Annotated in this window: 26 protein-coding genes; 18 read left to right on the top strand and 8 right to left on the bottom strand. The window is 71.0% G+C overall.

Annotation, left to right across the window (positions count from 1 at the left end):
• The first annotated feature begins 100 nt into the window (after positions 1-100).
• Complete coding sequence (locus tag OG505_RS15630; RefSeq protein WP_405434092.1) at positions 101-421, top strand: type II toxin-antitoxin system RelE/ParE family toxin; 321 nt, start codon at positions 101-103, stop codon at positions 419-421.
• On the top strand, positions 421-735 hold the full coding sequence (locus OG505_RS15625) for a helix-turn-helix transcriptional regulator (RefSeq protein ID WP_354855989.1): 315 nt from the start codon (positions 421-423) through the stop codon (positions 733-735). The genes OG505_RS15630 and OG505_RS15625 overlap by 1 nt, the downstream gene beginning before the upstream one ends.
• A 293-nt stretch (positions 736-1,028) precedes the next feature.
• Here the strand turns inward: OG505_RS15625 and OG505_RS15620 are convergent, their stop codons facing one another.
• The gene (locus tag OG505_RS15620; protein WP_405434090.1) at positions 1,029-1,721 is read right to left on the bottom strand and encodes a response regulator; all 693 of its coding nucleotides are present in this window, start codon (positions 1,719-1,721) and stop codon (positions 1,029-1,031) included.
• Positions 1,718-3,301, bottom strand: coding sequence for an ATP-binding protein (locus OG505_RS15615; RefSeq protein ID WP_405434088.1), 1,584 nt, complete (start codon positions 3,299-3,301; stop codon positions 1,718-1,720). Before OG505_RS15615 ends, OG505_RS15620 begins: the two co-directional genes overlap by 4 nt.
• Before the next feature lie 84 nt (positions 3,302-3,385).
• Between OG505_RS15615 and OG505_RS15610 the strand changes: the two genes are divergently transcribed.
• The 3 genes from OG505_RS15610 (at position 3,386) to OG505_RS15600 (ending at position 6,912) form a co-directional block, all read left to right on the top strand.
• Positions 3,386-4,768 (top strand): cation:dicarboxylate symporter family transporter, encoded by a 1,383-nt coding sequence (locus OG505_RS15610; protein WP_405434086.1) that lies wholly within the window; start codon positions 3,386-3,388, stop codon positions 4,766-4,768.
• 208 nt (positions 4,769-4,976) lie between these two features.
• A complete protein-coding gene (locus OG505_RS15605; RefSeq protein ID WP_405434085.1) occupies positions 4,977-6,188 on the top strand; it encodes a helix-turn-helix domain-containing protein in 1,212 nt (403 codons plus the stop codon).
• Between the two features lie 550 nt (positions 6,189-6,738).
• Complete coding sequence (locus OG505_RS15600; protein WP_405434083.1) at positions 6,739-6,912, top strand: hypothetical protein; 174 nt, start codon at positions 6,739-6,741, stop codon at positions 6,910-6,912.
• 13 nt (positions 6,913-6,925) lie between these two features.
• Here the strand turns inward: OG505_RS15600 and OG505_RS15595 are convergent, their stop codons facing one another.
• The 3 genes from OG505_RS15595 to OG505_RS15585 are packed head-to-tail and all read right to left on the bottom strand — an operon-like array spanning position 6,926 to position 8,631.
• On the bottom strand, positions 6,926-7,336 hold the full coding sequence (locus tag OG505_RS15595; protein ID WP_405434082.1) for a hypothetical protein: 411 nt from the start codon (positions 7,334-7,336) through the stop codon (positions 6,926-6,928).
• A gap of 9 nt (positions 7,337-7,345) precedes the next feature.
• Positions 7,346-7,735 (bottom strand): hypothetical protein, encoded by a 390-nt coding sequence (locus tag OG505_RS15590; RefSeq protein ID WP_405434081.1) that lies wholly within the window; start codon positions 7,733-7,735, stop codon positions 7,346-7,348.
• A 47-nt stretch (positions 7,736-7,782) separates the two neighbouring features.
• A complete protein-coding gene (locus OG505_RS15585) occupies positions 7,783-8,631 on the bottom strand; it encodes a DUF4262 domain-containing protein (protein ID WP_405434080.1) in 849 nt (282 codons plus the stop codon).
• A gap of 144 nt (positions 8,632-8,775) precedes the next feature.
• Here OG505_RS15585 and OG505_RS15580 point away from each other — a divergent pair, with 144 nt between their 5' ends.
• Together OG505_RS15580 and OG505_RS15575 are read left to right on the top strand one after the other, a co-directional pair.
• Entirely contained in the window at positions 8,776-10,602 is a 1,827-nt protein-coding gene (locus OG505_RS15580) for an alpha-galactosidase (protein ID WP_405434078.1), read from the top strand.
• Positions 10,603-10,878: 276 nt separating this feature from the next.
• On the top strand, positions 10,879-11,916 hold the full coding sequence (locus OG505_RS15575; protein WP_405434077.1) for an aminotransferase class V-fold PLP-dependent enzyme: 1,038 nt from the start codon (positions 10,879-10,881) through the stop codon (positions 11,914-11,916).
• 7 nt (positions 11,917-11,923) lie between these two features.
• On the opposite strand, the gene OG505_RS15570 is transcribed toward OG505_RS15575, so the two are convergent.
• Positions 11,924-13,096, bottom strand: a complete 1,173-nt coding sequence (locus OG505_RS15570; protein ID WP_357497593.1) for an acyl-CoA dehydrogenase family protein — start codon at positions 13,094-13,096, stop codon at positions 11,924-11,926.
• 98 nt (positions 13,097-13,194) lie between these two features.
• Between OG505_RS15570 and OG505_RS15565 the strand changes: the two genes are divergently transcribed.
• The 4 genes from OG505_RS15565 to OG505_RS15550 all read left to right on the top strand — a co-directional run bounded on the left by OG505_RS15565 (position 13,195) and on the right by OG505_RS15550 (position 17,249).
• Entirely contained in the window at positions 13,195-13,851 is a 657-nt protein-coding gene (locus tag OG505_RS15565; RefSeq protein WP_405434076.1) for a TetR/AcrR family transcriptional regulator C-terminal domain-containing protein, read from the top strand.
• A 121-nt stretch (positions 13,852-13,972) separates the two neighbouring features.
• Complete coding sequence (locus tag OG505_RS15560) at positions 13,973-15,427, top strand: aldehyde dehydrogenase family protein (protein ID WP_405434075.1); 1,455 nt, start codon at positions 13,973-13,975, stop codon at positions 15,425-15,427.
• Complete coding sequence (locus OG505_RS15555) at positions 15,424-16,626, top strand: zinc-binding dehydrogenase (protein ID WP_405434074.1); 1,203 nt, start codon at positions 15,424-15,426, stop codon at positions 16,624-16,626. The genes OG505_RS15560 and OG505_RS15555 overlap by 4 nt, the downstream gene beginning before the upstream one ends.
• 86 nt (positions 16,627-16,712) lie before the next feature.
• Positions 16,713-17,249: an RBBP9/YdeN family alpha/beta hydrolase gene (locus OG505_RS15550; protein ID WP_405434073.1), complete on the top strand. Its 537-nt coding sequence runs from the start codon at positions 16,713-16,715 to the stop codon at positions 17,247-17,249.
• Between the two features lie 6 nt (positions 17,250-17,255).
• Here the strand turns inward: OG505_RS15550 and OG505_RS15545 are convergent, their stop codons facing one another.
• Complete coding sequence (locus OG505_RS15545; RefSeq protein ID WP_405434071.1) at positions 17,256-17,411, bottom strand: hypothetical protein; 156 nt, start codon at positions 17,409-17,411, stop codon at positions 17,256-17,258.
• Between the two features lie 129 nt (positions 17,412-17,540).
• Here OG505_RS15545 and OG505_RS15540 point away from each other — a divergent pair, with 129 nt between their 5' ends.
• Entirely contained in the window at positions 17,541-17,810 is a 270-nt protein-coding gene (locus OG505_RS15540) for a hypothetical protein (protein ID WP_405434070.1), read from the top strand.
• Between the two features lie 15 nt (positions 17,811-17,825).
• On the opposite strand, the gene OG505_RS15535 is transcribed toward OG505_RS15540, so the two are convergent.
• The gene (locus tag OG505_RS15535) at positions 17,826-18,683 is read right to left on the bottom strand and encodes an SPFH domain-containing protein (RefSeq protein WP_405434068.1); all 858 of its coding nucleotides are present in this window, start codon (positions 18,681-18,683) and stop codon (positions 17,826-17,828) included.
• A 225-nt stretch (positions 18,684-18,908) separates the two neighbouring features.
• Here OG505_RS15535 and OG505_RS15530 point away from each other — a divergent pair, with 225 nt between their 5' ends.
• From OG505_RS15530 to OG505_RS15505, 6 genes are all read left to right on the top strand, one after another.
• On the top strand, positions 18,909-19,670 hold the full coding sequence (locus tag OG505_RS15530) for an ABC transporter ATP-binding protein (RefSeq protein WP_405434066.1): 762 nt from the start codon (positions 18,909-18,911) through the stop codon (positions 19,668-19,670).
• On the top strand, positions 19,657-20,349 hold the full coding sequence (locus OG505_RS15525; protein ID WP_405434065.1) for an ABC transporter ATP-binding protein: 693 nt from the start codon (positions 19,657-19,659) through the stop codon (positions 20,347-20,349). Before OG505_RS15530 ends, OG505_RS15525 begins: the two co-directional genes overlap by 14 nt.
• A 51-nt stretch (positions 20,350-20,400) precedes the next feature.
• Entirely contained in the window at positions 20,401-21,651 is a 1,251-nt protein-coding gene (locus OG505_RS15520) for an ABC transporter substrate-binding protein (RefSeq protein WP_405434063.1), read from the top strand.
• A complete protein-coding gene (locus OG505_RS15515; RefSeq protein ID WP_354856017.1) occupies positions 21,648-22,529 on the top strand; it encodes a branched-chain amino acid ABC transporter permease in 882 nt (293 codons plus the stop codon). The genes OG505_RS15520 and OG505_RS15515 overlap by 4 nt, the downstream gene beginning before the upstream one ends.
• Entirely contained in the window at positions 22,526-23,539 is a 1,014-nt protein-coding gene (locus tag OG505_RS15510; RefSeq protein WP_405434061.1) for a branched-chain amino acid ABC transporter permease, read from the top strand. Before OG505_RS15515 ends, OG505_RS15510 begins: the two co-directional genes overlap by 4 nt.
• 288 nt (positions 23,540-23,827) lie before the next feature.
• Positions 23,828-25,396 (top strand): MFS transporter, encoded by a 1,569-nt coding sequence (locus tag OG505_RS15505; RefSeq protein ID WP_405434060.1) that lies wholly within the window; start codon positions 23,828-23,830, stop codon positions 25,394-25,396.
• Positions 25,397-25,401 lie beyond the last annotated feature (5 nt).

The following is a 25,401-nucleotide window of genomic DNA, read 5'->3' as shown; positions in this document are numbered from 1 at the left end:
TCGTACCACCAACCCAACGCGGCAAGTCTAACAACGGATCTTCACCCCGCCACCGCAAAGGGTGCAGTGCTCGATGTATAGGCCAGGCTATAGTTGGCCCATGTCTCATGAGCCGCCACGTCGCTGGGCGATCAGGACGACAACGGATGTCCGTAACTGGTTGCGATCCCTCCGGCCGACCGACCCGGCGACGTACCGGTCCGTCAACGTGGCGATCGACATGCTTGCGGAGGCGGGCCCTGGCGGAAGGGACGTTGCCGTTCGGGTGCTGTTCGTCTTCGATCCCTGGTCCCAGGCCGTCCTGCTGGTGGCCGGCAACAAGGCGGGAGATTGGAATCGATGGTACGACAAGGCGATTCCGGTGGCCGAGATTGCGTACGAGGGCTGGCTTGCCTTCGAGAGGAAACGGAGGGAGGGCTGATGAGCGACTTCCATGATTGGAACGACATCCGGGCCGAGCTGCACGACGGGGACGATGAAGCGCTCGACGCCGAACGTGCCCGTACCGAGGCGTGGATCAGCGCGTTCCACCTTGCCGAGGAGCGGAAGCGGCTGGGCTTGACCCAGCGGCAGGTGGCCGAGCTGATGGGTGTCACGCCCGGCCGAATCAGCCAGATCGAGAACGGTGATCTGGAGGCCAACGAGGTTGCGACGCTGAGCCGATACGCACGGGCGCTCGGGGCCCGGATGCGGATCATCTTCGATTACGGCGATGACCTCCGCCAGATCGCCTGATCCGACCGCCGGGAAGCACTCAGATCGGCAAGAAGCGCGTTCAGTTCGTCGTCCGACAGCACGTCCGGCCGGGCGAGGTCGTCTATTGAGGTGATTGGTCTAATGCCCTGACTGCGGGCCAACTCCGCTGCGGGCACGTGCCCGGCCGTTGGCCATTCGGGCATCCACTCGGCGTTGCTCGATGTCACGGCTCACCTCCTGCGCCTCGCATCGCTATACCTCTGAGTCATAACTATGACTCAGAGGTATAGCGCTCGAAGGACAAACATGCCCGGCGCGGAGCCACGAGACGGTCAGCGGGGGCGGTACTCGACCTCGGGGCGGCCGGGGGTGCCGTAGCGGGGGGTGCGCACCGCGCGGTCGATGGTCACCAGGTACTCCAGGTAGCGGCGGGCGGTCACCCGGGAGATGCCGGCCGCCGCGCTCACCTCCGTCGCCGACAGCCCCACCTCACGGGTCACGTCGGCCAGCGCGGCGCGTACCCGGTTGAGGGTCTGCGCGTCGAGGCCCTTGGGCAGGCTGTGCCCGGCGGTGCCGCGCAGGGTGGCGAACATTCGGTCCACGTCGTGCTGGGCGGTCACCTCACCGTCGGCGAGCGCCTGGGCGCGGTAGTCGGCGTAGCGCTCCAGCTTGTCGCGGAACGCCGCGAACGTGAACGGTTTGAGCAGGTAGTGGGTCACCCCGAGGGACACCGCGGTGCGGACCACCGCCAGGTCCCGCGCGGAGGTCACCGCGAGCACGTCGACGCTGCTGCCGGCCGCGCGCAGCGCCCGGCAGACGTCCAGGCCGTGCAGGTCGGGCAGCCGAAAATCCAGGAGTACGAGGTCCACGTCACCGCCGCCACCCGCGCGCAGGGCCGCCATCGCCGCCCGCGCGGTGTGCGCCACCCCGACCACCACGAAACCCGGAACCCGTTCGGTGTACGCGGCGTGCGCCTCGGCCAGCAGCGGCTCGTCCTCGACGACCAGCACCCGGATGTCGGTCATCGCGGGCCGCCGACCGGCAGTCGGACCGTGAACAGACTGCCGCCGTCGTCCGAGCGGGCCACCTCGTGACGGCCACCGTGGCGGCGGACCACCTGCCCGATCAGCGCCAGACCGAGACCCCGGCCGCTGCTCTTGGTGGACCAGCCGCGCCGGAACGCGTCCGCCACCCGGTCCTCGGCCAGCCCGGGCCCGCTGTCGGCGACCCGTACCACCAGCTCGTCGTCGACGGCGCCGACGAACACCCGCACCGTACGCGGCGGGGGCGTGCCGGCGACCGCCTCCAGGGCGTTGTCGATCAGGTTGCCGACGACGGTGAGCAGGTCGTTGGTCGGCAACGGGCTGTCGTCGAGGCGGCAGTCCGGCTCGATGACGAGGTCCACGCCGCGCTCGCCGGCCTGGGCGGACTTGCCGAGCAGCAGCGCGGCCAGGGCCGGTTCGGTGACCGCGTCGACCACCCGGTCGGTCAGTTGCTGTGCGAGGGCCAGGTCCCGGGTGCCGAGCCGGACCGCCTCGTCGGCGCGGCCCAGCTCCACAAGCGTGAGGACGGTGTGCAGGCGGTTGGCCGACTCGTGGGTCTGCGCCTGCAACGCCTCGGTCAGCGCGCGGACCGAGTCCAGCTCGCTGGCGAGCGTGCGCAGCTCGGTCTGGTCGCGCAGGGTCAGCACGGTGCCGAGCGCCGCCCCCTCGAAGCGGGCGGTCCGCTGGTTGGCCACCAGCACCCGGTCGCCGGCCAGCATGGGCTCGTCGAGGGCGTCGCGTCCGGAGTCGAGCAGCTCGGCCACGGCGGGCGGCAGGTCGATCCCGGCCACCGGCTGGTCGGTGACCGGCGCGTCGGCGTCGAGACCGAGCAACCGGCGGCCCTCGTCGTTGATCAGCGCCACCCGCCGATCGGTGGTCAGCACCACGAGACCCTCGCGCACCGAGTGCAGGACCGCGTCGTAGTACTCGTACATCCTGGTCATCTGCGCCGGTCCCAGGCCGTGGGTCTGGCGGCGCAGCCGGCGGCTGAGCAGCCACGACCCGGTGGCGGCGAGCGCGAGCGCCGGCGCGGCGACGCCGAGCAGCACGGGGAGCTGGCGCAGCAGCTTGCGGTTGATGGCCCGGGTGGTGATGCCCACCGAGACCAGGCCGACGATGCGCCGCTGCTCGTCGTACACCGGCACCACCGCGCGCACCGACTCGCCGAGCGTCCCGACGTTGGTGGTGGTGAACGGGTGGCCCGCCAGGGCGGGCCCGATGTCGCCGACGAACGGCTCGCCGATGCGCTCCCGGGTCGGGTGCGAGAAACGGGTGCGGTCGGGGGCCATCACGACCACGAAGTCGGTGCCCGTGGCCAGCCGGGTCGATTCGGCGTACGGCGCAAGGATGCTGGCCGGGTCGGCGGTCGTGAGGGCCGCGCGGACGTCGGGGGAGCCGGCCACGGCCTGCGCCACCGCGAGCACCTTCTCCTGCGCGGCCTGGCGGGAGTCGACGCGGGCCAGCCAGACGGCGCCCGCCGCGCCACCCAGTACGAGCAGCGTCACCACCACCGCCTGGAGGGCGAACAGCTGCCCCGCGATGCTCCACTGTCGTCGGGCCACCTCCAGCACCTCCTTGAGGCTTTTCGCGGTGAACAGAATGACCGCAAGGATGTCAACGGGTGAGACGCGCTTCACATTGTCGACATGGACACCACCGCATCCACCACCACGGCGGAGCCGTCGGCCCGCCGGGACCGTACCCGTTACCTGTACCTGGCCGTCATCGTGGCCGTGCTCGCCGGCATCGTGGTCGGCCTGGTCGCCCCCGATTTCGGCAAGGAACTCAAGCCGATCGGCACGGGCTTCGTCAACCTGATCAAGATGATGATCAGCCCGGTCATCTTCTGCACGATCGTGCTGGGCGTCGGGTCCGTCCGGCAGGCCGCGAAGGTCGGCAAGGTCGGCGGCCTGGCGCTCGGCTACTTCCTGACCATGTCGACAGTCGCGCTCGCCATCGGCCTCGTCGTCGGCAACCTCATCCACCCCGGCTCCGGCCTGGACCTCGGCCAGGACCTCGCGGGCGCGGGCAAGGCCGCCGCCGGAGACGAGGCCGGCGGTACGACGGAGTTCCTGCTCGGGATCATCCCGACCACGCTCTTCTCCGCGCTCACCGAGGGGGAGGTGCTCCAGACGCTCCTGGTCGCCCTGCTCGTCGGCTTCGCCGTGCAGGCGATGGGCCGGCGCGGTGAGCCCGTGCTCGGCGCGATCGCCGTCATCCAGCGGGTCGTCTTCAAGGTCCTCGCCATGATCATGTGGCTGGCGCCGGTCGGCGCGTTCGGCGCGATGGCCGCCGTCGTCGGCGCGACCGGCGTGGACGCCCTCAAGAGCCTCGCCCAGATCATGCTCGGCTTCTACGCCACCTGTCTGATCTTCGTGCTGGTCATCCTGGGCGCGCTGCTGTGGTTCGTGGCCCGGATCTCGATCTTCTCGCTGCTGCGCTACCTCGGCCGGGAGTTCCTGCTGATCCTGTCGACGTCGTCTTCGGAGTCGGCGCTGCCGCGGCTCATCGCCAAGATGGAGCATTTCGGCGTGAGCAAGCCGGTAGTGGGCATCACGGTGCCGACCGGGTACTCGTTCAACCTCGACGGCACGGCGATCTACCTGACGATGGCGTCGCTGTTCATCGCCGACGCGCTCGGCAACCCGCTCTCCGTCGGCGAGCAGATCTCGCTGCTGCTGTTCATGATCATCGCCTCGAAGGGCGCGGCGGGCGTCACCGGCGCCGGCATCGCGACGCTGGCCGGTGGGCTTCAGTCGCACCGGCCCGACCTGGTGGACGGCGTCGGGCTGATCGTCGGCATCGACCGGTTCATGTCCGAGGCCCGCGCGCTGACCAACTTCGCCGGCAACGCGGTGGCGACCGTCCTGGTGGGCACCTGGACCGGCGAGTTCGACCGGGACCGGGCGGCCGGTGTGCTGCGCGGCGACGACCCGTTCGACGAGGCCACCATGCTCGACGACCACGACGAGGACGAGTCGCCGGCGCGCAGGGACGAATCGACCGCGCCGGCCGGCGTCCCCGCCTGACCCGGTCGCGGTCTTGATCCACCCGGGATCGGCGATGTCGGGGTATCCGAACGCGTAGGACACCCCGATATCGCTGATCCCGTGTCGATCACCACCGCGAGGCGTCGGCCGACGCGTGTGAGGGTTACCGGGCGGCCGGCCGCTCGGTAGCGTGGGGCGTGGCGGCGGATGGGCCGGTACGGCGTCCCGCGCCACGAGGAGGTTCGGGATGGATTCCCTGCCGGAGTTGACCTTTGGTCAACGGCTGAAGGTCTACCGCGAGCGTTCGGGCAAGACTCGTGCCGTGCTCGGCGGCCTGGTCGGGCGTAGCGCCGAGTGGGTCAAGGCGGTGGAGACCGACCGCATCCTGCCGCCGCGTGTGCACATGCTGGACCGGATAGCGCGTGCCCTCAAGGTCGACCTGTCGGTCCTGGTCGGGGAGTTGAGCGATCGCTCCGCCATCGTGAACGGGCCGGAGCATCCGGCGCTCGCCTCGGTCCGGGACGCCGTGAACCGCTGCACGTTCTCCGGCCCTGCCGCGCCTGAGCCGTTGAGCCGCCTCGGAGACCGTCTCGCTGCGGCCTGGCAGGCACGCCATCAGGCATCCGACCACCGCACGGTGCTGGGCGCCCTCCTACCGGACCTGCTCCGGGACGCCCAACGCGCGGCGCTCACGTACGAGGGTGCCGAGCGTCGACGTGCTCAGGCGCTCCTGGCCGAGGCGCTCGGGCTCGCACAGATGTTCCTCGCCTACCAGCCAGCCGCCGAGATCCTGTGGCGGGTCGCCGACCGCGCGATGGTGGCCGCGCAGGAGTCCGGGGATCTTGAGGCGTTGGCCTGCGCGGGGTGGTTCCTGTGCCAGGTGCACCGGGACGCCGGTGACTGGGACACCGCCATGGCGGTGACGCTCGACGTCCTCTCCGCACTGGAGCCGCGCACGGCCGACGCGAACACCAATCTCCTGGCCCTCGTCGGTGCGCTCCACTTCGAAGCCGCCTACACCGCCGCCCGAGCGGGTGAGGAAGGCCGCGCCTGGCGGTACTGGGACCGCGCGGATCGCGTCGCTCAGCGCCTGCCGCAGGGCTTCTACCAACCGCAGACATCGTTCTCCCGCGTCATCATGGGTGCCCACGCCGTCACCGTGGCCGTCGAGTTGCAGAAGTCCGGCGAAGCGGTGCGGCAGGCACGTCGCCATGACGGGGCGGCCATCCCGTCGCGACCGCGCCGTGCGCGACACCTCATCGAGGTCGCTCGCGCCCACTACGGCAAGGACGACAGGGAAACTGCCATGGCGAGCCTTCGCCAGGCGTACGAGTCGGCCCCGGAGACGATCCGCTTCAACGGCTATGCCCGACAGATCACTCTGGACCTGCTCAACGGGCCGCTCTCCACCCGCAAGGACGCCCGAGATCTCGCACTGAAGGTCGGCCTCGTCTCTTGATCTAGGGGTACGAACCCTACCCATGTCGCACCACGACCATCCGTAACGTCGCGCTCACGGGATGCGGCGGGCGGTGCGGACTCGCCTGGCCGCCGCGTCCCCCTCAACCTCAGGGGCGGCTGGCCGTCCTCGTGATGACGGGGAGGGCGCGTGCGACGCGTCTCGTACGACGAATACCTCTCGGCGGTCGCCCTGACCCTGGCCCGCAGGCACCGGCCCGTCTGGTCCTGGCGGCACTGGCGACGCATCTGCCGTTGCGGAGTCGACCTGCCGTGCCGAAGCCGTCATCGCCTCCCGAACAACCGCGACCACTGGCCCAGCCAGGGCACGTCATGACGACCACTCATCAGCCGACCGCACCACTCTGGAACTGCGGGTGTTGTGGCACCGCCTGGCCATGCGAGCCGGGGCGGCGGGAGTTGCTGGCAGAGTACGACGGATGTCGCTTGTCCCTGACTGTCTATCTGGCCGCGCAACTCGTCGTTGCTACGCAACACCTGGCCCACGTCCCCGCCAGGCACCTGCACCGGCGCCTTCTCGGCTGGGTGCGGTGAGCATCCTTCGGCCCGGAGACGAGAAGTTCCACTACAGCGACGGGTCACACAGGTGGATCCCGCCCAACCCCGACTACGACCAGGAGGTCTGGGACGAGCAGGTCCGCCAGCACAAGCAGGGCCACCTGCGCAACGAGCGCCCGAAGATCCGCATTCAACGCCTGGTGTGACGCGGCGACCGCGTCAGGTCGTTGACAGCAGGGCCGCCGCACAGAACTCGGCTGGTGGCAGGTATCTGTGGGCGGCCATGTAGTGGAGCAGAAGCTGAGGTGCGGCGTACGCGACGTCATCGCCCCGTACCTCGAATTCGGCGCTCTCGCGGACGATCACGCCCTGCCGAATGGCCTCCATGGCGTCCTCGCCCATGTCCCGGACGCAGATCTCGCAGTAGTGGTACCCGCGTGTCTGACGGACCCGCACCGTGGCCAGTTCGGTCAGAGCGGGCATCAACCCGTCCGGGGGAGCGCCGGTCGGGAACGGATGCGAGGCGTCCAGCCAGCCGACGTTGAGCAGCGGCTCGTCGGATGCCCCGTGCCCGTCCTCGTCATGCCGCTCCAGGTACGTGTACGGCGTCAGATCCGCGAAGTAGGTCACGGGTCCTGTCTACCCATCCGTGCCGATGTCGAGAAGCGACTCGTCGTACCAGACGTCCTCGTAGCCGGGTGCCAGAACCACGGCCCAACCTGGTGGGAGAGCGAGGTACGGCTCAAGTTCTGGAGCGTGTTCGTCCAGGTGCTCGACGTGCAGGGGCGCGAAGAAATGGTCGTCCTCTCGGGGGATTTCCGGGCCGCGCCAGACGAACCAGCCGTTGCCGGCGCCTGCGGCCGAGTGCCGCACCGCGTTCAGCGGTTGCAGGTGACGTGGTCGCGAGAGTGCGAGCCCGACGTGTGTCCGGTGCCCGGGCGGCGCGGGCTCAACGCCGAAGCGGCGACACATGTCGCGCTGGGCGGCCGAGACGGCCGGTGCCCGTAGGCGGTCACGCCATCTGAACATGTCGCCCATCATGCGGCGTTGGCACGATATTCGTGCCATCGGTGCGCCTAGATCGGTTCGGCGACCTTCCATGATCGGGTGCTGGCGCGCCTGTCGCCCCGTGACAACGCCGAGCGACTCCAGGCCCGGTCGGCATCGAGGGTTGCGACCTGACCGTCGGCGAGGTCGGCACAGTCGGTGAGGTGCGGATGGCGTTGTACGAGCGCGCCGAGGAACGCCAGGCAGAGGTCGTCGGCGTCGTATCCGCGCTCGTCGAGCACGTCGTGGCTGCCCTCGTCCTTGATAACCCGGGCGACGGGGCGGGCGCCGGCGGCGACCGCGCGGGTCGTCAGCGCCCACGAGTCCGGGCCCGCGTCGAACGGGAACCCTGGTTCCAGCTCGCCGACCAGGCGCCAGGCGCCCTGTGGGTGTTCCCGGACCGGAAGCCAGGAGTGGGCCTGGCGGTTGCGGCTGCTCGCGGTGGCGCCGTCCTCCCACGGCCAGAGGCCGTTGCGATCCGGCCACACCAGTTGCTGGAACGGCACCGTGACTCCACGGTAGAAGCGGTAGGCCGTGCCGAAGAGCGGGTCGTGCCAGGACGGGTCCACCGCTCGAAGCTGGGTGGGGAAGCCGTCGAGCACGCCGTGGAACGGCGTCTCCTCGGCGGGCCAGCCCTGCTCGCGGGCATGATCGACGCAGGCGTTGAGCCAGTGCTGCATGCCCTCGCCGTCGAGGCCGAACATCACCACCTCGGGACGACGGAACGAGTGCCAGAGGCCGATGGTGTACGCGAATTCGATTCCTCCGCCTACCCGCAACACCGACCACCCGTGATCGCGTACCAACTCCACGGTGCGGCTGTCCCGGGTCGGCGCACTGTCGCTGCAGATCAGACATGAGCAGCCCTCGATCGTCACCGGCGGACCGTACCGCAGGGTCGTGACGGGTCGCCGCGGCAGGGCGATGGCGTGGTCCTGCGGATGAGCGCACCGTGCGCGCCACTTGACAGGTGATGTGTGAGCGTTAACATCGACAACCACCACTGCCAGTCGGGAGGTCCGATGACGCTCGTCCTCGCGCGTTCCACCGCACGGCGGATGGCCGGGTTCGCGGCCCTGGTCGTGCTGCTCGCCGTCGGCCTCACCGTCATCTCCCCGAAGCCCGCCGCGGCCTGGGACAACGGCACGGCGAACACCCCGCCGATGGGGTGGAACAGCTACGACTCGTTCAGCTGGAGTGTCACCGAGGCGGACGTGCGGGCCAACACCGACTACATGCGCGACAACCTGCGCCAGCACGGCTGGCAGTACGTCGTCATCGACTGGGCCTGGTACTACCCGGGCCAGCACAACAACAGCCCCAACCAGGACGCCAACCTCAATCCCCGGCTGCGGATGGACGCCAACGGACGGCTGCTGCCGGACACCACGCGGTTTCCCTCGGCGGCGGGCGGCAACGGGTTCAAGCCTCTCGCCGACTACGTGCACGACCAGGGACTGAAGTTCGGCGTCCATCTGATGCGCGGCATCCCGCGGCAGGCGGTCGCGGACAACGTGCCGATCCTCGGCACCACCTGCCGCGCCAACCAGATCAACAACAACACCACCGCGGCCTGGCTCAACCTGATGTGGGGTCTGAACATGTCCAACGCCTGCGCGCAGGCGTACCTGGACTCGGTCTTCCAGCTCCTGGCCAGCTGGGGTGTCGACTACGTGAAGGTGGACGACATCGCGGCCCCGACGTACCGGCAGACCGAGGTCGAGGGCTACCGGACGGCGATCCAGCACAGCGGACGGCCGATGGTGCTGAGCCTCTCGCCCGGCGCGACACCGCTGTCCAGTGGCGGGCACGTACGGGACAACGCGCACATGTGGCGCATCGTCAACGACCTGTGGGACAACTGGTCGTCGCTCGACGCGCTGTTCGACCAGTTGCGCAACTGGACGCCGTACCGGACGACGGGCGCCTGGCCTGATCCGGACATGATCCCGATCGGGCGGCTGTCGAAGTACGGCCCGGTCGGCGCACCCCGCTACTCCGGGCTCACCGCTGACGAGCAGCGCACCCTCATGACCCTGTGGGCGATCAACCGGGCGCCGCTGATGTGGGGCGGCAACCTCGTCGAGAACCGCGCCGCCGAGCTGGCGTTGATGACCAACGCGGCGGTGCTCGCGGTCGACCAGAACAGCGCCAACAACCGGCAGCTCGTCGGCGGCACCCGGCAGGTGTGGACCGCCGACGTTCCCGGCACCGACCACCGGTACGTGGCGCTGTTCAACCGCGAGAGCGCGACCGCCAACGTCTCGGTGAACCTGGCCGACCTGGGCATCGGCTCGGCCACCGTCACCGACCTGTGGACCAGTGCGAGCCTTGGCACCGTCACCGGCACGCTCACCCGCTCCATCCCCGCCCACGGGAGCGGCCTGTACCGGGTGGTGCCGCTGACCACCGCCCCCACGCCGACCATCTACACGGTGGCCGCGCGGCACAGCGGCAAGCTCCTCGACGTCTTCAACGCGTCCACCGCCGATGGCGCGAACGTCGTTCAGTGGGGCGCGAACGGGCAGGCCAACCAGCGGTGGCGGTTCTCCGACGCCGGCGGCGGCTACTCGACGGTGACCAGTGTCAGCAGCGGCAAGTGTCTCGACGTCAACGGCGGCGCGGGCGCCACCGGCGACGGCGTCCGCGTGATCCAGTGGGCATGCAACGGCGGCGCCAACCAGCAGTGGCGCGTCGAGGACCTCGGAACCGGCTACGTCCGACTCGTGGCCCGCCACAGCGGGAAGTGCCTCGACGTGCTGAACGCCGCCACGGCGGACGGTGCGCAGGCCGTGCAGTGGACCTGCGGCACCGGCGCCAGCCAGCAATGGCGACGCACCACCGCGTAGCGCGCTGTCGACTGGTGACCTTCGCCGGGCGCGGATCGGCGTCGATGACGTCACCGCCCGCGCATGGCCGGTCGCCTCGGCGGCAGGTTGGTCGTGAGTGACATACCTCGGAGTCATATCCATACCTCAGAGTCATCACGCCCTCCCCGGCGTCCGGCTGTGGGTGGCGAGCGCCGGATGCCGGGCACCACCCGCAGCTCCCCGCGGGGAGCCCGCAGGCCGCAGGACTCCGATTGGCCGTGCCCGTTCGACGCCGCCCCGCCTAGCGTCGACGACATGGAGATCGAGCAGGCACAGAAGCTGTGGCAGCCGGAGCCCGGTTGGTTGAACACCGCCACCTACGGGTTGCCGCCCGAGCCGGCCTGGACGGCGCTGCAGGAGGCCCTCGCCGAATGGCGGGTCGGCCGTACGTCGTGGGAGGTTTGGGGCGAGTCCGTAAACCGGGCCCGCACCGCGTTCGCCGGCCTCGTCGGGGTGCCGGTCGGTGACGTGGCGGTCGGTGCGGCCGTGTCCCAGATGCTGGCTCCGGTCGCGGCGGCGCTGCCGGCCGGGGCCACCGTGGTGGTTCCCGAGGTCGAGTTCACCTCGAACCTGTTTCCCTGGCTGGTTCAGGAGGATCGTGGGGTCACGGTCCGGGCGGTGCCGGCCGACGAGCTGGTCGACGCGATCGACGCCGACACCGACCTGGTCGCGTTCAGCCTGGTGCAGTCGGCGGACGGCTCCGTGGCGGCGTACGACGAGATCGTGGCCGCGGCCCGCGCGCACGACGCGTTGGTGGTGGTGGACGCCACCCAGGCGTGCGGGTGGCTGCCGTTCGACGGAAGTCGAGCCGACGTGGTGGCGGTGGGTGGCTACAAGTGGCTGATGAACCCGCGTGGCACCGCGTACACCTATCTGGCCCCGGCGTTGCGCGACCGGCTGCGCCCCGACGCCGCCGGCTGGTACGCGGGCCGCGACCCGCACGCCTCCTACTATGGCCCGCCGCTGCGGCTGGCCGACGACGCCCGCCGGTTCGACATCTCACCGGCCTGGTTCAGCTGGGTCGGTGCGGCGCCCGCACTGGAGCTGGTCGCCGAGATCGGCGTGCCGGCGATCCGGGCGCACGACGTGGCGCTGGCCAACCGGTTCCTGACCGGGTTGGGTCAGCCGCCGGGGGACAGCGCCATCGTCAGCGTGGACGTGCCCGACGCGCAGCAGCGGCTGGCGGCGGCCGGCATCCGGGCGGCCGTGCGCGCCGGACGGGTCCGCGCCTCCTTCCACATTTACTCCACCGAGGCCGATGTGGACGCCGCCCTGGAGGCGCTGACCGCCTGAGCCCCGCTCAGGCGAGGTGACCGCCGATCTTCGTGTATCCACGCAGCAGATCGCGGGAGATGATCAGCCGCTGCATCTCGTCGGTGCCCTCGAAGATCCGGTAGAGCCGGACCTGCCGGTACCAGCGTTCGATGGGCAGCTCACGGGTGTAGCCCATGCCGCCGTGGATCTGGAGCACCCGGTCGACCACCCGGTTGACCATGCCGGCGCCGTAGAGCTTGCCCATCGACGAGGCGTGCCGGGGGTCCAGGCCCTGATCGACCGTCCACGCCGAGCGCAGCACCAGCCAGCGGGCCGCCTCCAGCTCGGTCTCCGAGTCGGCGATCATCCACTGGATGGCCTGATTGGTGCCGATCTTCGCGCCGAACGTCTCGCGGGTGTTGGCGTGGTCGATCGCCATCTGCAGGACCCGCTCGGCGATGCCGATGGCGTGCGACGGGATGGTGTAGCGGCCCTTGCCGATCCACTCCATGCCGAGGGTGAAGCCCTGCCCGATCTCGCCGAGGATGTTGCGGTGCGGCACGCGTACGCCGTCGAAGATCAGCGACGCGGGCCCGCCCTCGCCCATGGTCTGGATGAACTCCGAGCGCCAGCCCATCGACCGGTCCACCAGGAACGCGGTCGCGCCGCCGTTGCGGGCGCCCTTCTCCCGGTCGGTCACCGCGACGACGATGGCGAAGTCGGCGTCGTGGCCGCCGGTGATGAAGGTCTTCTCGCCGTCGAGGATCCAGTCGTCACCGTCGCGGCGCGCGGACAGCCGGATGTTGGCCGCGTCCGAGCCGGCGCCCGGTTCGGTGATCGCGAAGCAGGACCGCCGCTCACCCTCGATCGTCGGGATGAGGAACTCCTGCTTCTGCTCCTCGGTGGCGTGGAACAGGATGTTGTCGGCCTCGCCACCGAAGCGGAACGGCACGAACGTGTGGCCCAGCTCCGTCCAGATCAGCGACTGGAGGACGGCCGGCAGGTTCATCCCGCCGTACTCCTCGGGGGTCGCCAGGCCCCAGAAGCCGAACTTGCGTGCCTTGAGTTGCAGCTCGCGCACCTCGGAGTGGTCCAGGCCCGGCTGGTGCGCCCGCTCGCGGCGCAGCACCTCCGCCTCCAGGGGCATCACCTCGCGGCGGATGAACGATCGGACGGTGTCCCGCACCGCCCGCTCCTCGTCGGTGAGCGAAAAGTCCACGGTGGTCCTCCTGGCGTCGGCGCGGCCGGTCACCCCTAAACTAGCGGTGTAAGTTTTGATGCGTCCAGCCCCTACGTCGCCGACTCGCGAGGAGCGCAGTGCCCCGACCCCGCCAGCCCCGGCTCACCCGGCAGCTGATCGTCGACACCGCCACGGCGCTCATCGACGCCGAGGGTCTGCCCGCGCTCTCCACCCGTCGACTCGCCGCCGCGCTGGGCGTGCAGGGCCCGTCGCTCTACAACCACTTCGCCACCAAGGACGAGATCCTCGACGCGGTCGCCGACGCGGTCACCGGCGCCGTCGACACCAGCGGCTTCACCGGCCGGGACTGGGCTGGCGCGCTGCGCGACTGGGCCTGGTCGTACCGGCGGGCGCTCACCGCGCACCCGAACATCGTGCCGTACCTGGCCCAGGGGCCCGGTCGCCGGCCGGCCGCCCTCGCCATGGCCGACGCGGTCTACGGCGGCCTGGTCCGCGCCGGGTGGCCACCGGCCCGCGCCACCCACATCGGCGCGGCGCTGCGCTACTTCGTGGCCGGCTCGGCGCTCGGCTCGTTCGCCCGGGGCTTCGTCGAGGACCCCGAGCTGTACGCCGCGCACTACCCGCACCTGCGTCAGGCGCACCGGCTCGCCGAGCACCAGCAGAGCGTGGACGAGGGCGCCTTCGCCCTCGGCCTGGACGCACTGCTGCACGGCCTGGCCGCCGAGTACACCCGCATCGTCGGGCCGGTGGAGTCCGGGCGACCCAGCGGGTAGCGTCCAAACTCCCAGCGCTAGTTTCACCGCCCACCGCGACCTCGCCCAGCCCGCCACCGCCCAGCCCGCCGCCCGCCCAGCGCGCCATCCCCAGCCCGTCGCCCACCCCGGAAGGGACGCCATGGACCTCGCCGCCCCGCCGTCGCTGCTGCCCGACGCCCTGCGCCTCCGGCGCCACCTGCACATCGGCGGCGAGTGGACGTCCCCCGCCGGCACCGACGTGATCGACGTGGAGAACCCGAGCACCGGCGAGCTGATCGGTCAGGTGCCCGCCGGCACGGCGGCCGATGTGGACACCGCCGTCGCCGCCGCCCGCGCCGCCTTTCCCGGCTGGGCGGCTACCGCGCCCGCCGAACGCTCCGCGTACCTCGACCGGCTGCACGCCGCGCTCGCGACGCGCGCCGACGACCTCGCCCGCACCATCGCCGTCGAGCTGGGCGCCCCGCTCAAGCTCGCCACCCGAGTGCAGGTCGCGCTGCCGTTGATCGTGCTGCGCGATCACGTGGCGCTCGCCGCCCGGCCGCCGGTCGAGGAGACCATCGGCAACTCCCTCGTCGTGCGCGAGCCGATCGGCGTGGTCGGTGCGATCACCCCGTGGAACTACCCCCTGCACCAGGTGATGGCGAAGGTCGCGCCCGCGCTCGCCGCCGGCTGCACCGTCGTGCTCAAGCCCAGCGAGCTGACCCCGCTGACCGCGTACCTGCTCTTCGACGCGGTCACCGAGGCCGGTCTGCCGCCGGGGGTGCTCAACCTGGTCCCCGGCACCGGCGCGACGGTCGGCGAGGCGCTCGCCGGGCATCCCGACGTCGACCTGGTCTCGTTCACCGGCTCCACCGCCACCGGCACCCGGATCATGCGACTCGCCGCCGACCGGATCGCCCGGGTCGCGCTGGAGCTGGGTGGCAAGTCCGCCAACGTGATCCTCGAAGACGCCAACCTGGCCGCCGCGGTCAAGGTCGGCGTCGGCAACGCCCTGATGAACTCCGGCCAGACCTGCACGGCGTGGACCCGGATGCTGGTGCACCGCGACCGGTACGCCGAGGCGCTCGACCTGGTCGCGACGGCGGTGTCCGGTTACCGCGTCGGCGACCCGTTCGACCCGGCCACCCGTCTCGGCCCTCTGGTCTCCGCCGCCCAGGCGACGCGGGTGCGCGGCCACGTCGAGCGGGCTCTCGCCGACGGCGCCCGCCTCGTCGCCGGTGGCCCGGACGCCCCGGTGCCGGCACGGGGGCACTTCGTCGCCCCGACCGTCTTCGCCGACGTGCACCCGGACAGCGCGCTCGCCCAGGAGGAGGTCTTCGGCCCGGTGCTCGCCGTTCTCCCGTTCGACGACACCGACGAGGCCGTCGCCATCGCGAACAACTCGCGCTACGGGCTGGCCGGCGCGGTCTGGTCCGCCGACCCGGAGGCGGCGCTCGCGGTGGCGCGGCGGCTGCGTACCGGGGCGGTCGACATCAACGGCGCGGCGTTCAACCCACTCGCGCCCTTCGGCGGCTACAAGCAGTCCGGCCTGGGCCGGGAGTTGGGCGTGCACGGCCTCGCCGAGTTCTGCGAGCTGAAGGCGATCCAGCGATGAGCCGCGCCGAGCCGACGGGCGATGCAGCGATGAGCGGCGCCGAACCAACGGGTGGGCCGGGGGTGGTTGCTCAGCCGGCGGCCGGGCCGGCGGTGGGCGCCGAGCCGGCGGGCGGGCCGGTCACCGTCCGCGCGCTGGTCGCGCGCGGGCGCGGGGCCGAACTGCGGGTCGAGCGGGTACGCCTGCCCGCCCCCGGCCCCGGCGAGGTGCGGGTGACGATCCGGGCCGCCGGCGTCTGCCACTCCGACCTGTCCATGGTCAACGGCACTCTGGCCGCGACGTTCCCGCTGGTGCTCGGGCACGAGGCGACCGGCGTGGTGGCCGAGGCAGGGGCGGGCACCCGGCTGCCGATCGGCACGCCGGTGGTGCTCAACTGGGCGCCCGCCTGCCGGGCCTGCTGGTGGTGCAGGCACGACGAACCGTGGCTCTGCGCCGCCAACACCACCCCGACCGTGGCGCGCGGGGAGACCGAGGACGGTATCCCGCTGCACCTCACGCTGGGTCTCGGTGCGCTCGCCGAGGCAGTGGTGGTGCCGGAGAGCGCCGTCGTGCCGATCCCGGCCGGGCTGCCCGCCGAGCAGGCCGCGCTGCTGGGCTGCGCGGTGCTCACGGGCGTCGGCGCGGTCGGCAACACCGCCCGGGTCGCGCCCGGCGAGTCGGTCGCCGTCATCGGGCTCGGCGGGGTCGGGCTCGCCGTTCTCGCCGCCGCCCGCCGGGCCGGCGCCACGACGATCCTTGCCGTCGACGTGGCCGAGGCGAAGCGGGAGCTGGCCCTCGCCGCCGGGGCCACCGACTTTCTGCTCTCCGATGACCGGCTCTCCAAGGAGGTGCGGGCACGCACCGAGGGCCGGGGCGTCGACCACGCCTTCGAGTGCGTCGGGCGGGCCGCCACGATCCGGGCGGCGTGGCGTCTCACCCGGCGCGGGGGAGCGGTCACCGTGGTCGGCATGGGCGCCAAGGACGACATGGTCAGCCTCGGCGCGCTCGACATCTTCCACTCCGCCCGTACGCTGCGCTCCTCGGTGTACGGCTCGTCCGACCCGGACCGCGAGGTGCCGGTGCTGGCCACCGAGCTCGCCGACGGCACCCTGGATCTGCGCGTGCTGGTCAGTGGCACGATCGGGCTGGACGAGGCGGCCACCGCGTTCGATCGGCTTGCCCGGGGTGAGGGCGCCCGCTGGGTGGTCACGCTGGACTGAGTCGAGCGGGCCGGCCTGGCGAGACGCGTGCCCCCGCTCGGACACCACCCGTGGTTTGATCATCGCGTCGATGCGGAGGGGGCACGATGGGGCGCAGCGCGATCATCTTCCACGGGACCGGCGGCAACCCAAACGTGGTCTGGTACCGCTGGCTGGCGCAGCGGCTGGAGGCTCGGGGCTACGCCGTCGAGGTGCCGCACCTGCCGGGCATCAACGTCGAGCCGATCGCGACGTTCCTGCCGACGGTGCTCGACGGGCACCGCTTCGACGAGGACACCGTCCTGGTGGGCCACTCCGGCGGCGCGGCCCTGCTGTTGGCGCTCCTGGAGCATGTCGAGGTGACCGTCGCCCAGGCGATCCTGGTCGCCGGCTACTGCACCCAGCCCAACACCGGCGAGGAACCGGTGCTCCAGGAGAGCTACGACTGGGCCGCGATCCGGTCGCACGTGCGCGACATCTACTTCATCAACTCCCGCGAGGATCCGTACGGCTGCGACGACCGACAGGGACGCGCCATGTTCGAGCGGCTCGGCGGCACCCAGATCGTGCGCGACGACGGGCACTTCGGCGACTACGACCAGCCGTACGAGCGGTTCGAGCTGCTCGACCGACTCATCCCCTGACGCTCGTCACATCCGCGCCCGCAGCACGTCGACCTCGCAGCCGGGCGCCGAGGGGTCGAAGCCGTGTTCGGCCAGCCAACGGATCGCCAGCAGGCTGCGCAACGACCACCACGCCCGGATCACGTCGAGGTCGAGGTCGAGGTCGACGCCGTAGCCGGCCACGACGTCGCCGAGGTGCTCCTCGTGTCCGAGAGTCGTCGGTCACCTCTGTGGGGGCGGATGCGGTGGTGCGCGGTATACCGCAGAGTCATATTCATACCTCTGCGGTATACCGCGCACCAGCACATCGGCATGGCCGGCGGCCAGAGCGGATGGCAACTCGACCGCCGGCAGGCGCTGGTCCACGCGGCATTCTCGGCGATCGCCGAGGGCGGCTTCGAGGGCGGCTTCGAGGGCGGCTTCGAGGGCGGCAACGGCGCCAACACCGCACTGCGCGACGCCGCCCTGCTCACCCGTCAGTTGTCGCTGGCCGAACTCTGCGGCTTCGCGTCACCGCTGCGCCGGATGACGTTCGGCGCGAACTGGGCCAGGATCAGCGCTCCCCGCCGGTGGGAGCGCTGATCCGCTCGACGTCGCTCACTTGCCGGTGACGATGCCCGGGTTGATGCACAGCCCCGGGTTGGCGCCGTTCTTCTCGGCGATCTCCAGGCAGCGGGTGACCTTGTCGACCTTCGCGTTGGTCTCGGTGATCTGCTTGGAGATCTCGGCGTTCTTGCGGTCCTGCTCCAGGTTGCGGGTCTGGGCGAGCTTGTCCTGGAACGCCTTGATGTTGCCCTCGGTCTTGTCGTCGTGGTTCACCCGCGTGATGGTCACCGAGAGGATGTCCACGTCGCTGGCGAGGCGGGTGTCCGCGCTGGTCTTGATGTTCGCCGCGAACGGCTTGAGGTCGACGTTGAGGTCACCGGTCCGCGCGTCGATCTTCTCCAGCGGGTTGTACGCGGCGAACGCGTCGTTGACCGCGCTGTCGAGCTGCACACCCACCCGCTGACCCCGGAAGCTGAGGAAGTCTCCCTTGTAGTCCATGAACTGTTTCGGCGCGTTCTCCGGCTTGACCTGCCATTCGATGAGCACCTCGACGCAGGCGTCGGCGAGCGTGCCGGTGCGGACGCGCACGCAGTTGTTGCCGCCGATGTGGTCGTACTTCTGCCGGCCGGCGTCCCACTCGCCGACCTTCTGCCAGGGGGCGACCCACTTCAGGCCGGAGCCGGTCACCTTGCCGGTGGGCTTGCCGAAGCTGGTGACGATGCCGACCGAGCGGATGGGCACCGAGTGGGCGCTGGAGGTGACACCGACCAGCAGGGTGAGGGCGAGAAAGACGAGCGTCGCGAGGGCGGCCATCCGCTTCAGCGGCTGTGCGGGGGCGACGAGTGCCAGGACGGCGCTGACCGCCAGGGCGGCGGCGAAGACGATCGCCATGGTGAAGCCGACGGGCATGGGGTGGGGACCTTCCGCTGGGCTGTGTGGATCATCAACCTAGGTGGTCGGGTCAAGTGGGAGGCACGCGGGGAGTGGAGTTCGCGCACGTCCCCTGCCCGCCGAATATGGAGCCCATCGACATGGCTCGTCCCGCGCGAGCCGCCGTAGGTTTCCTCCACGCGACGGGCCTGTGACCGCGGTCACCGAACCGACCGTCGCCGCGACCGTACGGAGGATGAGGCGATGGCCGGGCAAGCGCTCCTGTCGGCCCGCGGGCTGACCCGGGACTTCCGGGGCTTCCGGGCGGTCGACGAGGTCGATCTGGACGTCGCGCCGGAGAGCGTGCACGCGCTCGTCGGCCCGAACGGCGCCGGCAAGACCACCCTGTTCAACCTGCTCACCGGGTTTCTCGCGCCCAGCGGCGGGCGGATCGAGCTGGCCGGGCGGGACGTCACGGGGCTGCCGCCGGAGCGGGTCGCCCGGCTCGGCGTGGCCCGCTCGTTCCAGATCACCAGCCTCTTCCCGCAGCTGTCCGCCCGCGAGCACGTCGCGCTGGCGTTGCAGTCCCCGAGCGGGCTGGGCTGGCGGTTCTGGCGTTCGGCGAAGCTGCTGGACCGCTACACCGAACGGGCCGACGAACTGCTGGCCATGGTGGGGTTGGCCGACCTGGCGCAGGCGCCGTCGGCGGCGCTGGCGTACGGCCGCAAGCGGGCCCTGGAGTTGGCCATCGCCCTCGCGCTGGACCCGAAGGTGCTGCTGCTCGACGAGCCGACCGCGGGGATGGGCCTGGAGGACGTCGACCGCACCGTCGAGCTGATCAGCCGGGTCCGTGCGGGCCGGACCGTGGTGATGGTCGAGCACAACATGAGCGTGGTCGGCCGGCTCGCCGACACCGTCACCGTGCTCCAGGCCGGCAAGGTCCTCGTCGAGGGCCCGTACGAGCAGGTCCGCGCCGACGAGCGCGTGATCACCGCCTACCTGGGAGCCGCTGATGCTGCGCATTGACAACCTCTCCGCGTTCTACGGCGAGGCGCAGGTGCTGCGGGACGTCGGCCTCGAGGTCGCCGCCGGCGAGGTGGTCACCCTCGTGGGCCGCAACGGCGCCGGCAAGTCCACCCTGCTGCGGTGTGTGATGGGGCTGCACTCCGGCCAGCGCGGCACGGTGGAGCTGGACGGGCGGGACATCACCAGGCTGCCCGCGCACCGCCGGGCCCGCCTCGGGCTGGGCTGGGTGCCCGACGACCGGGGCAGCTACGCCACCCTGACCGTCACCGAGAACCTCACCCTGCCGCCCACGGTCGGCCCCGACCCGTGGCCGCTGCAGCGGGTGTACGAGGCGTTCCCGGCCCTGTACACCCGGCGGGACTCGGCGGCCACCATGCTCTCCGGCGGCGAGCAGCAGATGCTGGCCCTGGCCCGGGTGCTGCGCATGGGCGCGCGACTGCTGCTCTGCGACGAGCCCACCGAGGGGCTGTCACCGCTGCTCGTGCAGCAGGTCGGCGACCTGCTGCGGGAGGCCAAGCAGCACGGGGTGACCGTGCTGCTGGTCGAGCAGAACCTGCACTTCGCCACCGGCGTCGCCGACCGGCACTACCTGCTGGCCGAGGGACGTGTCGCCGAGGCGATGGACAACTCCGAGGTGCGCTCGCGCGAACGCGAGCTGCTCGCGTACCTCGGAATCTGATTCTTCTCAACGACGAGCCGCGCGACGGTGCGCGGAATGGATGGAGTGGGCATGCGCAGGACGGTGGGTGTGGTCGCGGCGTCGGCCGCGGTGGTGCTGGTCGCCGGTTGCGGCGGTGGTGGACCCCAGTCGGGCGGCGATCAGAAGCTGACCGGCGACAAGATCGTGTTGGGCGTGCTCAACGACCAGTCCGGGGCGTACTCGGAGTTGTCCGGCAAGAACTCGGTGACGGCGGTGGAGATGGCCATCGCCGACTTCACCGCGAAGTACGGCGACAAGGCGGTGACCAGGAACATCACCGTGGAAACCGCCGACCACCAGAACAAGCCGGACGTGGCCAACTCCAAGGCCCAGGAGATGTACGACCGCAGGGGCGTCGACCTCATCCTGGACGTGCCCACCTCGTCGGCGGCGCTGAAGGTCGCCGACGTGGCCAAGGAGAAGAAGAAGCTCTACTTCAACATCGGCGCGGCGACGACCGACCTGACCGGCAAGAGCTGCAACAGGTACACGTTCCACTACGCCTACGACACGTACATGCTGGCCAACGGCACCGGGAAGACCACCACCGAGCAGATCGGCAAGAACTGGTACATCCTCTACCCGAACTACGCGTTCGGGCAGGACATGGAGAAGAGCTTCTCCAGCGCCATCACGGCGGCCGGCGGCACGGTGGTCGGCAAGGACGGCGCCCCGTTCCCGAACACCAGCGGCGACTTCTCCACCTTCCTGCTCAAGGCGCCGACGCTGAAGCCCAAGCCGGACGTGCTGGGCACCATGCAGGCCGGCGCGGAGCTGGTCAACGTGGTCAAGCAGTACAACGAGTTCAAACTGCGCGAGAAGGGCGTCGGCCTCGCCGTGGGCCTGATGTTCCTCACCGACATCCACTCGCTCACCCCGGCCGCGCTGGCCGGCACCACGTACACCGACGCCTGGTACTGGAACTTCGACGCGAAGAACCGGGAGTTCGCCGACCGCTTCCAGCAGAAGGCGGGCACCCGGCCGACGTTCGCGCACGCCGCCAACTACTCGGCGGCGTTGCAGTACCTGGAGGCGGTGCAGGCCGCCGGCACCGACGACGCGGATACCGTGGTCAAGGGCCTGGAGGGCAAGACCGTCGAGGACGTCTTCCTGCGTAACGGCAAGATCCGCGCCGAGGACCACCGGGTGGTGCACGACGCCTACCTGGCCCAGGTGAAGCCGCAGGCCGAGGTCAGCGAGCCGTGGGACTACGTGAAGGTGCTCAAGACGATCCCCGCCGCGGAGGCGTTCCGCGCGCCGTCGGCGGACTGCCAGCTATGAGTGGTTTCGCGCAGAACACCTTCAACGGGTTGGTGAGCGGGGCGTTCTACGCCCTGCTCGCCCTCGGGCTCGCCGTCATCTTCGGCATGCTGCGGGTGGTCAACTTCGCGCACGGCGCGTTCTACATGCTGGGCGCGTTCGGCGCGTACGTGCTGCTCACCGAGGCGGGCGTGCCGTTCTGGGCGGCCCTGGTGATCATGCCGGTCGGGCTCGGGCTGCTCGGCATGGCCCTGGAGCGCGCGGTGATCCACCGGTTGACGAAGCTCGACCCGCTCTACAACTTCCTGCTCACCTTCGGCCTGACGCTGATTTTGCAGGACCTGGTGAAGCTGCGCTACGGCGTGCAGTCCAGCCCGTACGCCACCCCGGCACTGTTGGACGGGACCGTGAACTTCGGCCTGTTCGACTTCCCGACGTACCGCGTGTTCATCCTCGGCTTCGCGGTGCTGCTCTGCGTGGCGGTGTGGTGGGTGCTCACCCGGACCCGGATCGGCATGGTCGTCCGGGCGGCCACCGAGCGGCCCGACCTGACCCGGGCGTTCGGGATCGACGTCGGGCGCTGGGTGACGCCGGTCTTCGGCTTCGGCATCGGCCTGGCCGGGCTCGCCGGTGTGCTGGCCGCGCCGATGCGCGCGGTCAACCCGCTGATGGGCGCCGACCTGATCATCGTGGTCTTCGCGGTGGTCGTGATCGGCGGTCTGGGCTCCATCTTCGGCTCGGTCGCCGCCGGCTTCGGCATCGGCCTCGTGCAGGCGTGGGGCGAGGCGTACCTGTCGAACTTCCCGATCGTGTCGCAGACGATCGTCTTCATCGTGATGGCCGGCGTCCTGCTCTGGCGTCCCGCCGGCCTGTTCGGTCGTGAGGAGGCCCCGGCATGACGAGCACCGTGGACACTCCCGCCGACGCGTCCCGCTCGACGCCGCCGTCCGGGCTGGTCGCCGTGGCCCACGCCCCCGGCTGGGTGCGGTACGCGCTGCTCGCCGTCGGGCTGGCCGTCGCGGCCTGGCTGCCCAACGGCCTCTACCCGGCGGTCGCGGTGGACATCCTCTGCTGGGCGCTGTTCGCCGTGGCGGTGGACCTGCTGCTCGGCTTCACCGGGCTGATGTCCTTCGGGCACGCCGCGTTCTGGGGCGCCTCCGCGTACGTCACCGGGTTGGTGGCCATCCACGCCGGCCTGCCGTTCCCCCTCGCGGTGCTGGCCGGGGCGCTCGCCGCGGCCCTGCTGGCGGTGCCGATCGGCTACCTGGCCGTGAAGCGGACCGGCATCTACTTCGCCATGGTGACCCTCGCGTTCGCGCAGATGGTCTACTACGTGGCCAACGAGTGGCGCTCGGTGACGCAGGGGGAGAACGGCCTGCAGGGCGTGCCCCGTTCGTTCTTCGGCCTGGATCTGACCGACGACTACTACTTCTACTACGCGATCCTGCCGATCGTGCTGCTCGGGCTGGCCGCCGCCTGGCGGATCGTGCACTCGCCGTTCGGCCGGGTGCTCGTCGGCATCCGCGACAATCCGGCCCGCGCCCGTGCCCTGGGCTACCCGGTGCACGGCTACAAGCTCACCGCGTTCGTCCTGTCCGGGTTCATCGCCGGCCTCGGCGGCGGCCTGTTCGCGGTGGGGCACCGGTTCGTCTCGCTGGACGTGCTGCACTGGACCACCTCCGGCAAGGCGGTCATCGTGGTGGTGCTCGGCGGAATCGGCACGCTGTGGGGCGGGGTGCTCGGCGCCGCGGTCGTCGTACGCCTGGAGGACTGGTTGTCGTTCTCCGGATTCGAGGCGATCGGCCTGGTCACGGGCGGCATCTTCGTCCTCGTGGTGGTGCTCTTCCGGCGGGGCATCTGGGGCAGCGCCGCCGCGCTGGCCCGCCGGCTGGCGCTGCGCCGCCGGTAAATTCCCGCTGGCGCATCCGCCGCGCGCGCTCGCGGCGTACCCCCGGGTAGCGAATGTCTACCCGGGGGTACGTCTGTGGCTGGATCGAGCCGCTGGCCGCGCCGGTGGGCCATCTGGGCGGGCTGCCGGGCCGCCGTCGCCGCCTGTCTGGCGGTCCAGCGGGCGTGACGCCCGCCACATACGATACGGATCGGTTCCGTATCGTTAATGCCCGCCCTTAGGCTGTCCGCATTACGAGTCTGGCTCGTATCGTATTGCGCGACGGGTGCAACCGGGGGAGAACTGGGCATGGAACTGCACGAGAACACGGGACACCCGAGGAGGTGGGCGATCCTGGGGGTGCTGGTGATCAGCCTCCTCGTCGTCGTCCTCGACAACACGATCCTCAACGTCGCGCTGCGCACCCTGGCCGACCCGGTGCACGGCCTCGGGGCCAGCCAGGGCGAGCTGGAGTGGTCCATCAACTCCTACACACTGGTCTTCGCCGGGCTGCTGTTCACCTTCGGGGTGCTCGGCGACCGCGCCGGCCGCAAGCGCTTCCTGATGTTCGGGCTGGCGCTGTTCGGCCTGGCGTCGCTGCTCTCCGCGTACGCTGACAGCCCCGCGCAACTCATCGCGGCCCGCGCCCTGATGGGGGTCGGCGGCGCGGCCATCATGCCGGTGACGCTCTCGATCATCTCCAACGTGTTCGACCCGCGTGAGCGCGGCCGGGCCATCGGCGTCTGGGCCGGCGCGGTCGGCCTCGCCGTGGCGATCGGCCCGATCCTCGGCGGCACGCTGCTGGAGCACTTCTGGTGGGGCTCGGTCTTCCTGATCAACGTCCCGGTGGTCGTCGCCGGCGTGATCCTGGTGGCGCTGCTCGTCCCCGAGTCGCGTGACCCGCGCCCCGGCCGCGTCGACCTGCTCGGCGTCCTGCTCTCCGTGGTCGGCCTGGTGGCCCTCTCCTACGGCATCATCGACGGTGGCGAGCACGGCTTCGACCGTCCGGTGGCCTGGGGCTCGATCCTGGTGGGCCTCGCCGTGCTGGCCTGGTTCGTGCGGCACGAGCTGCACTCCGACCACCCGTCGCTGGACGTCCGGCTGTTCAAGGTGCCGCGCTTCGCCGCGCCGGTGGCGATCGTCGGCCTGGTGTTCTTCGCCGCGATGGGCGTGATGTTCTTCAGCTCGTTCTACCTGCAGTTGGTCCGCGACTACAGCCCGCTGCAGACCGGCCTGCTCTTCCTGCCCTTCGCCGGCGCCCAGCTGATCTTCGCGCCGCGCAGCGCCGCGATGGTCCGCCGCTACGGCGGCCGGACGGTCGCCGCCGTGGGGCTGGGACTGACCGTGGTGGCGCTGGCCGCGTTCGCCTTCGTCGGCGCGTCCACCCCGATCTGGATCGTGCTGGTCATCTTCTTCATCCAGGGCGTCGGGATGGCCAACATCATGCCGCCGGCCACCGAGTCCATCATGTCGGCGCTGCCCCGCGAGAAGGCCGGCGTGGGCTCGGCGGTGAGCAACACCGTCCGTCAGGTGGCTGGCGCGCTCGGCGTGGCGGTCCTCGGCTCGGTGCTCTCCGCGGTCTACCGCAGTGACGTGGGCGACGCGCTGACCGGCCTGCCCGTGCAGGCCCAGGATGCGGCCAACGAGTCGATCTCCGGGGCGTACGCGGCGGCCGGACAGCTCGGCCCGGCGGCGCCGACGCTGATCTCGGCGGCCAACGACGCCTTCGTCACCGCCATGCACTGGGCGGCGGCGCTGTCCGCGGTCGTCGCGGCCCTCGGCGTGCTGGTGGTGCTGCGGTGGATGCCGGGTCGCGACGCGCTGGCTCCGGCGTCGGCGGCCCCCGCCGCCGAGCCCGAGTTGGCCGGGACACCCTAGGTTCA

The sequence above is a fragment of the Micromonospora sp. NBC_00617 genome, assembly GCF_045161355.1.
Lineage (GTDB): Bacteria > Actinomycetota > Actinomycetes > Mycobacteriales > Micromonosporaceae > Micromonospora.
This window is presented reverse-complemented; position numbering and strand designations above follow the sequence as displayed.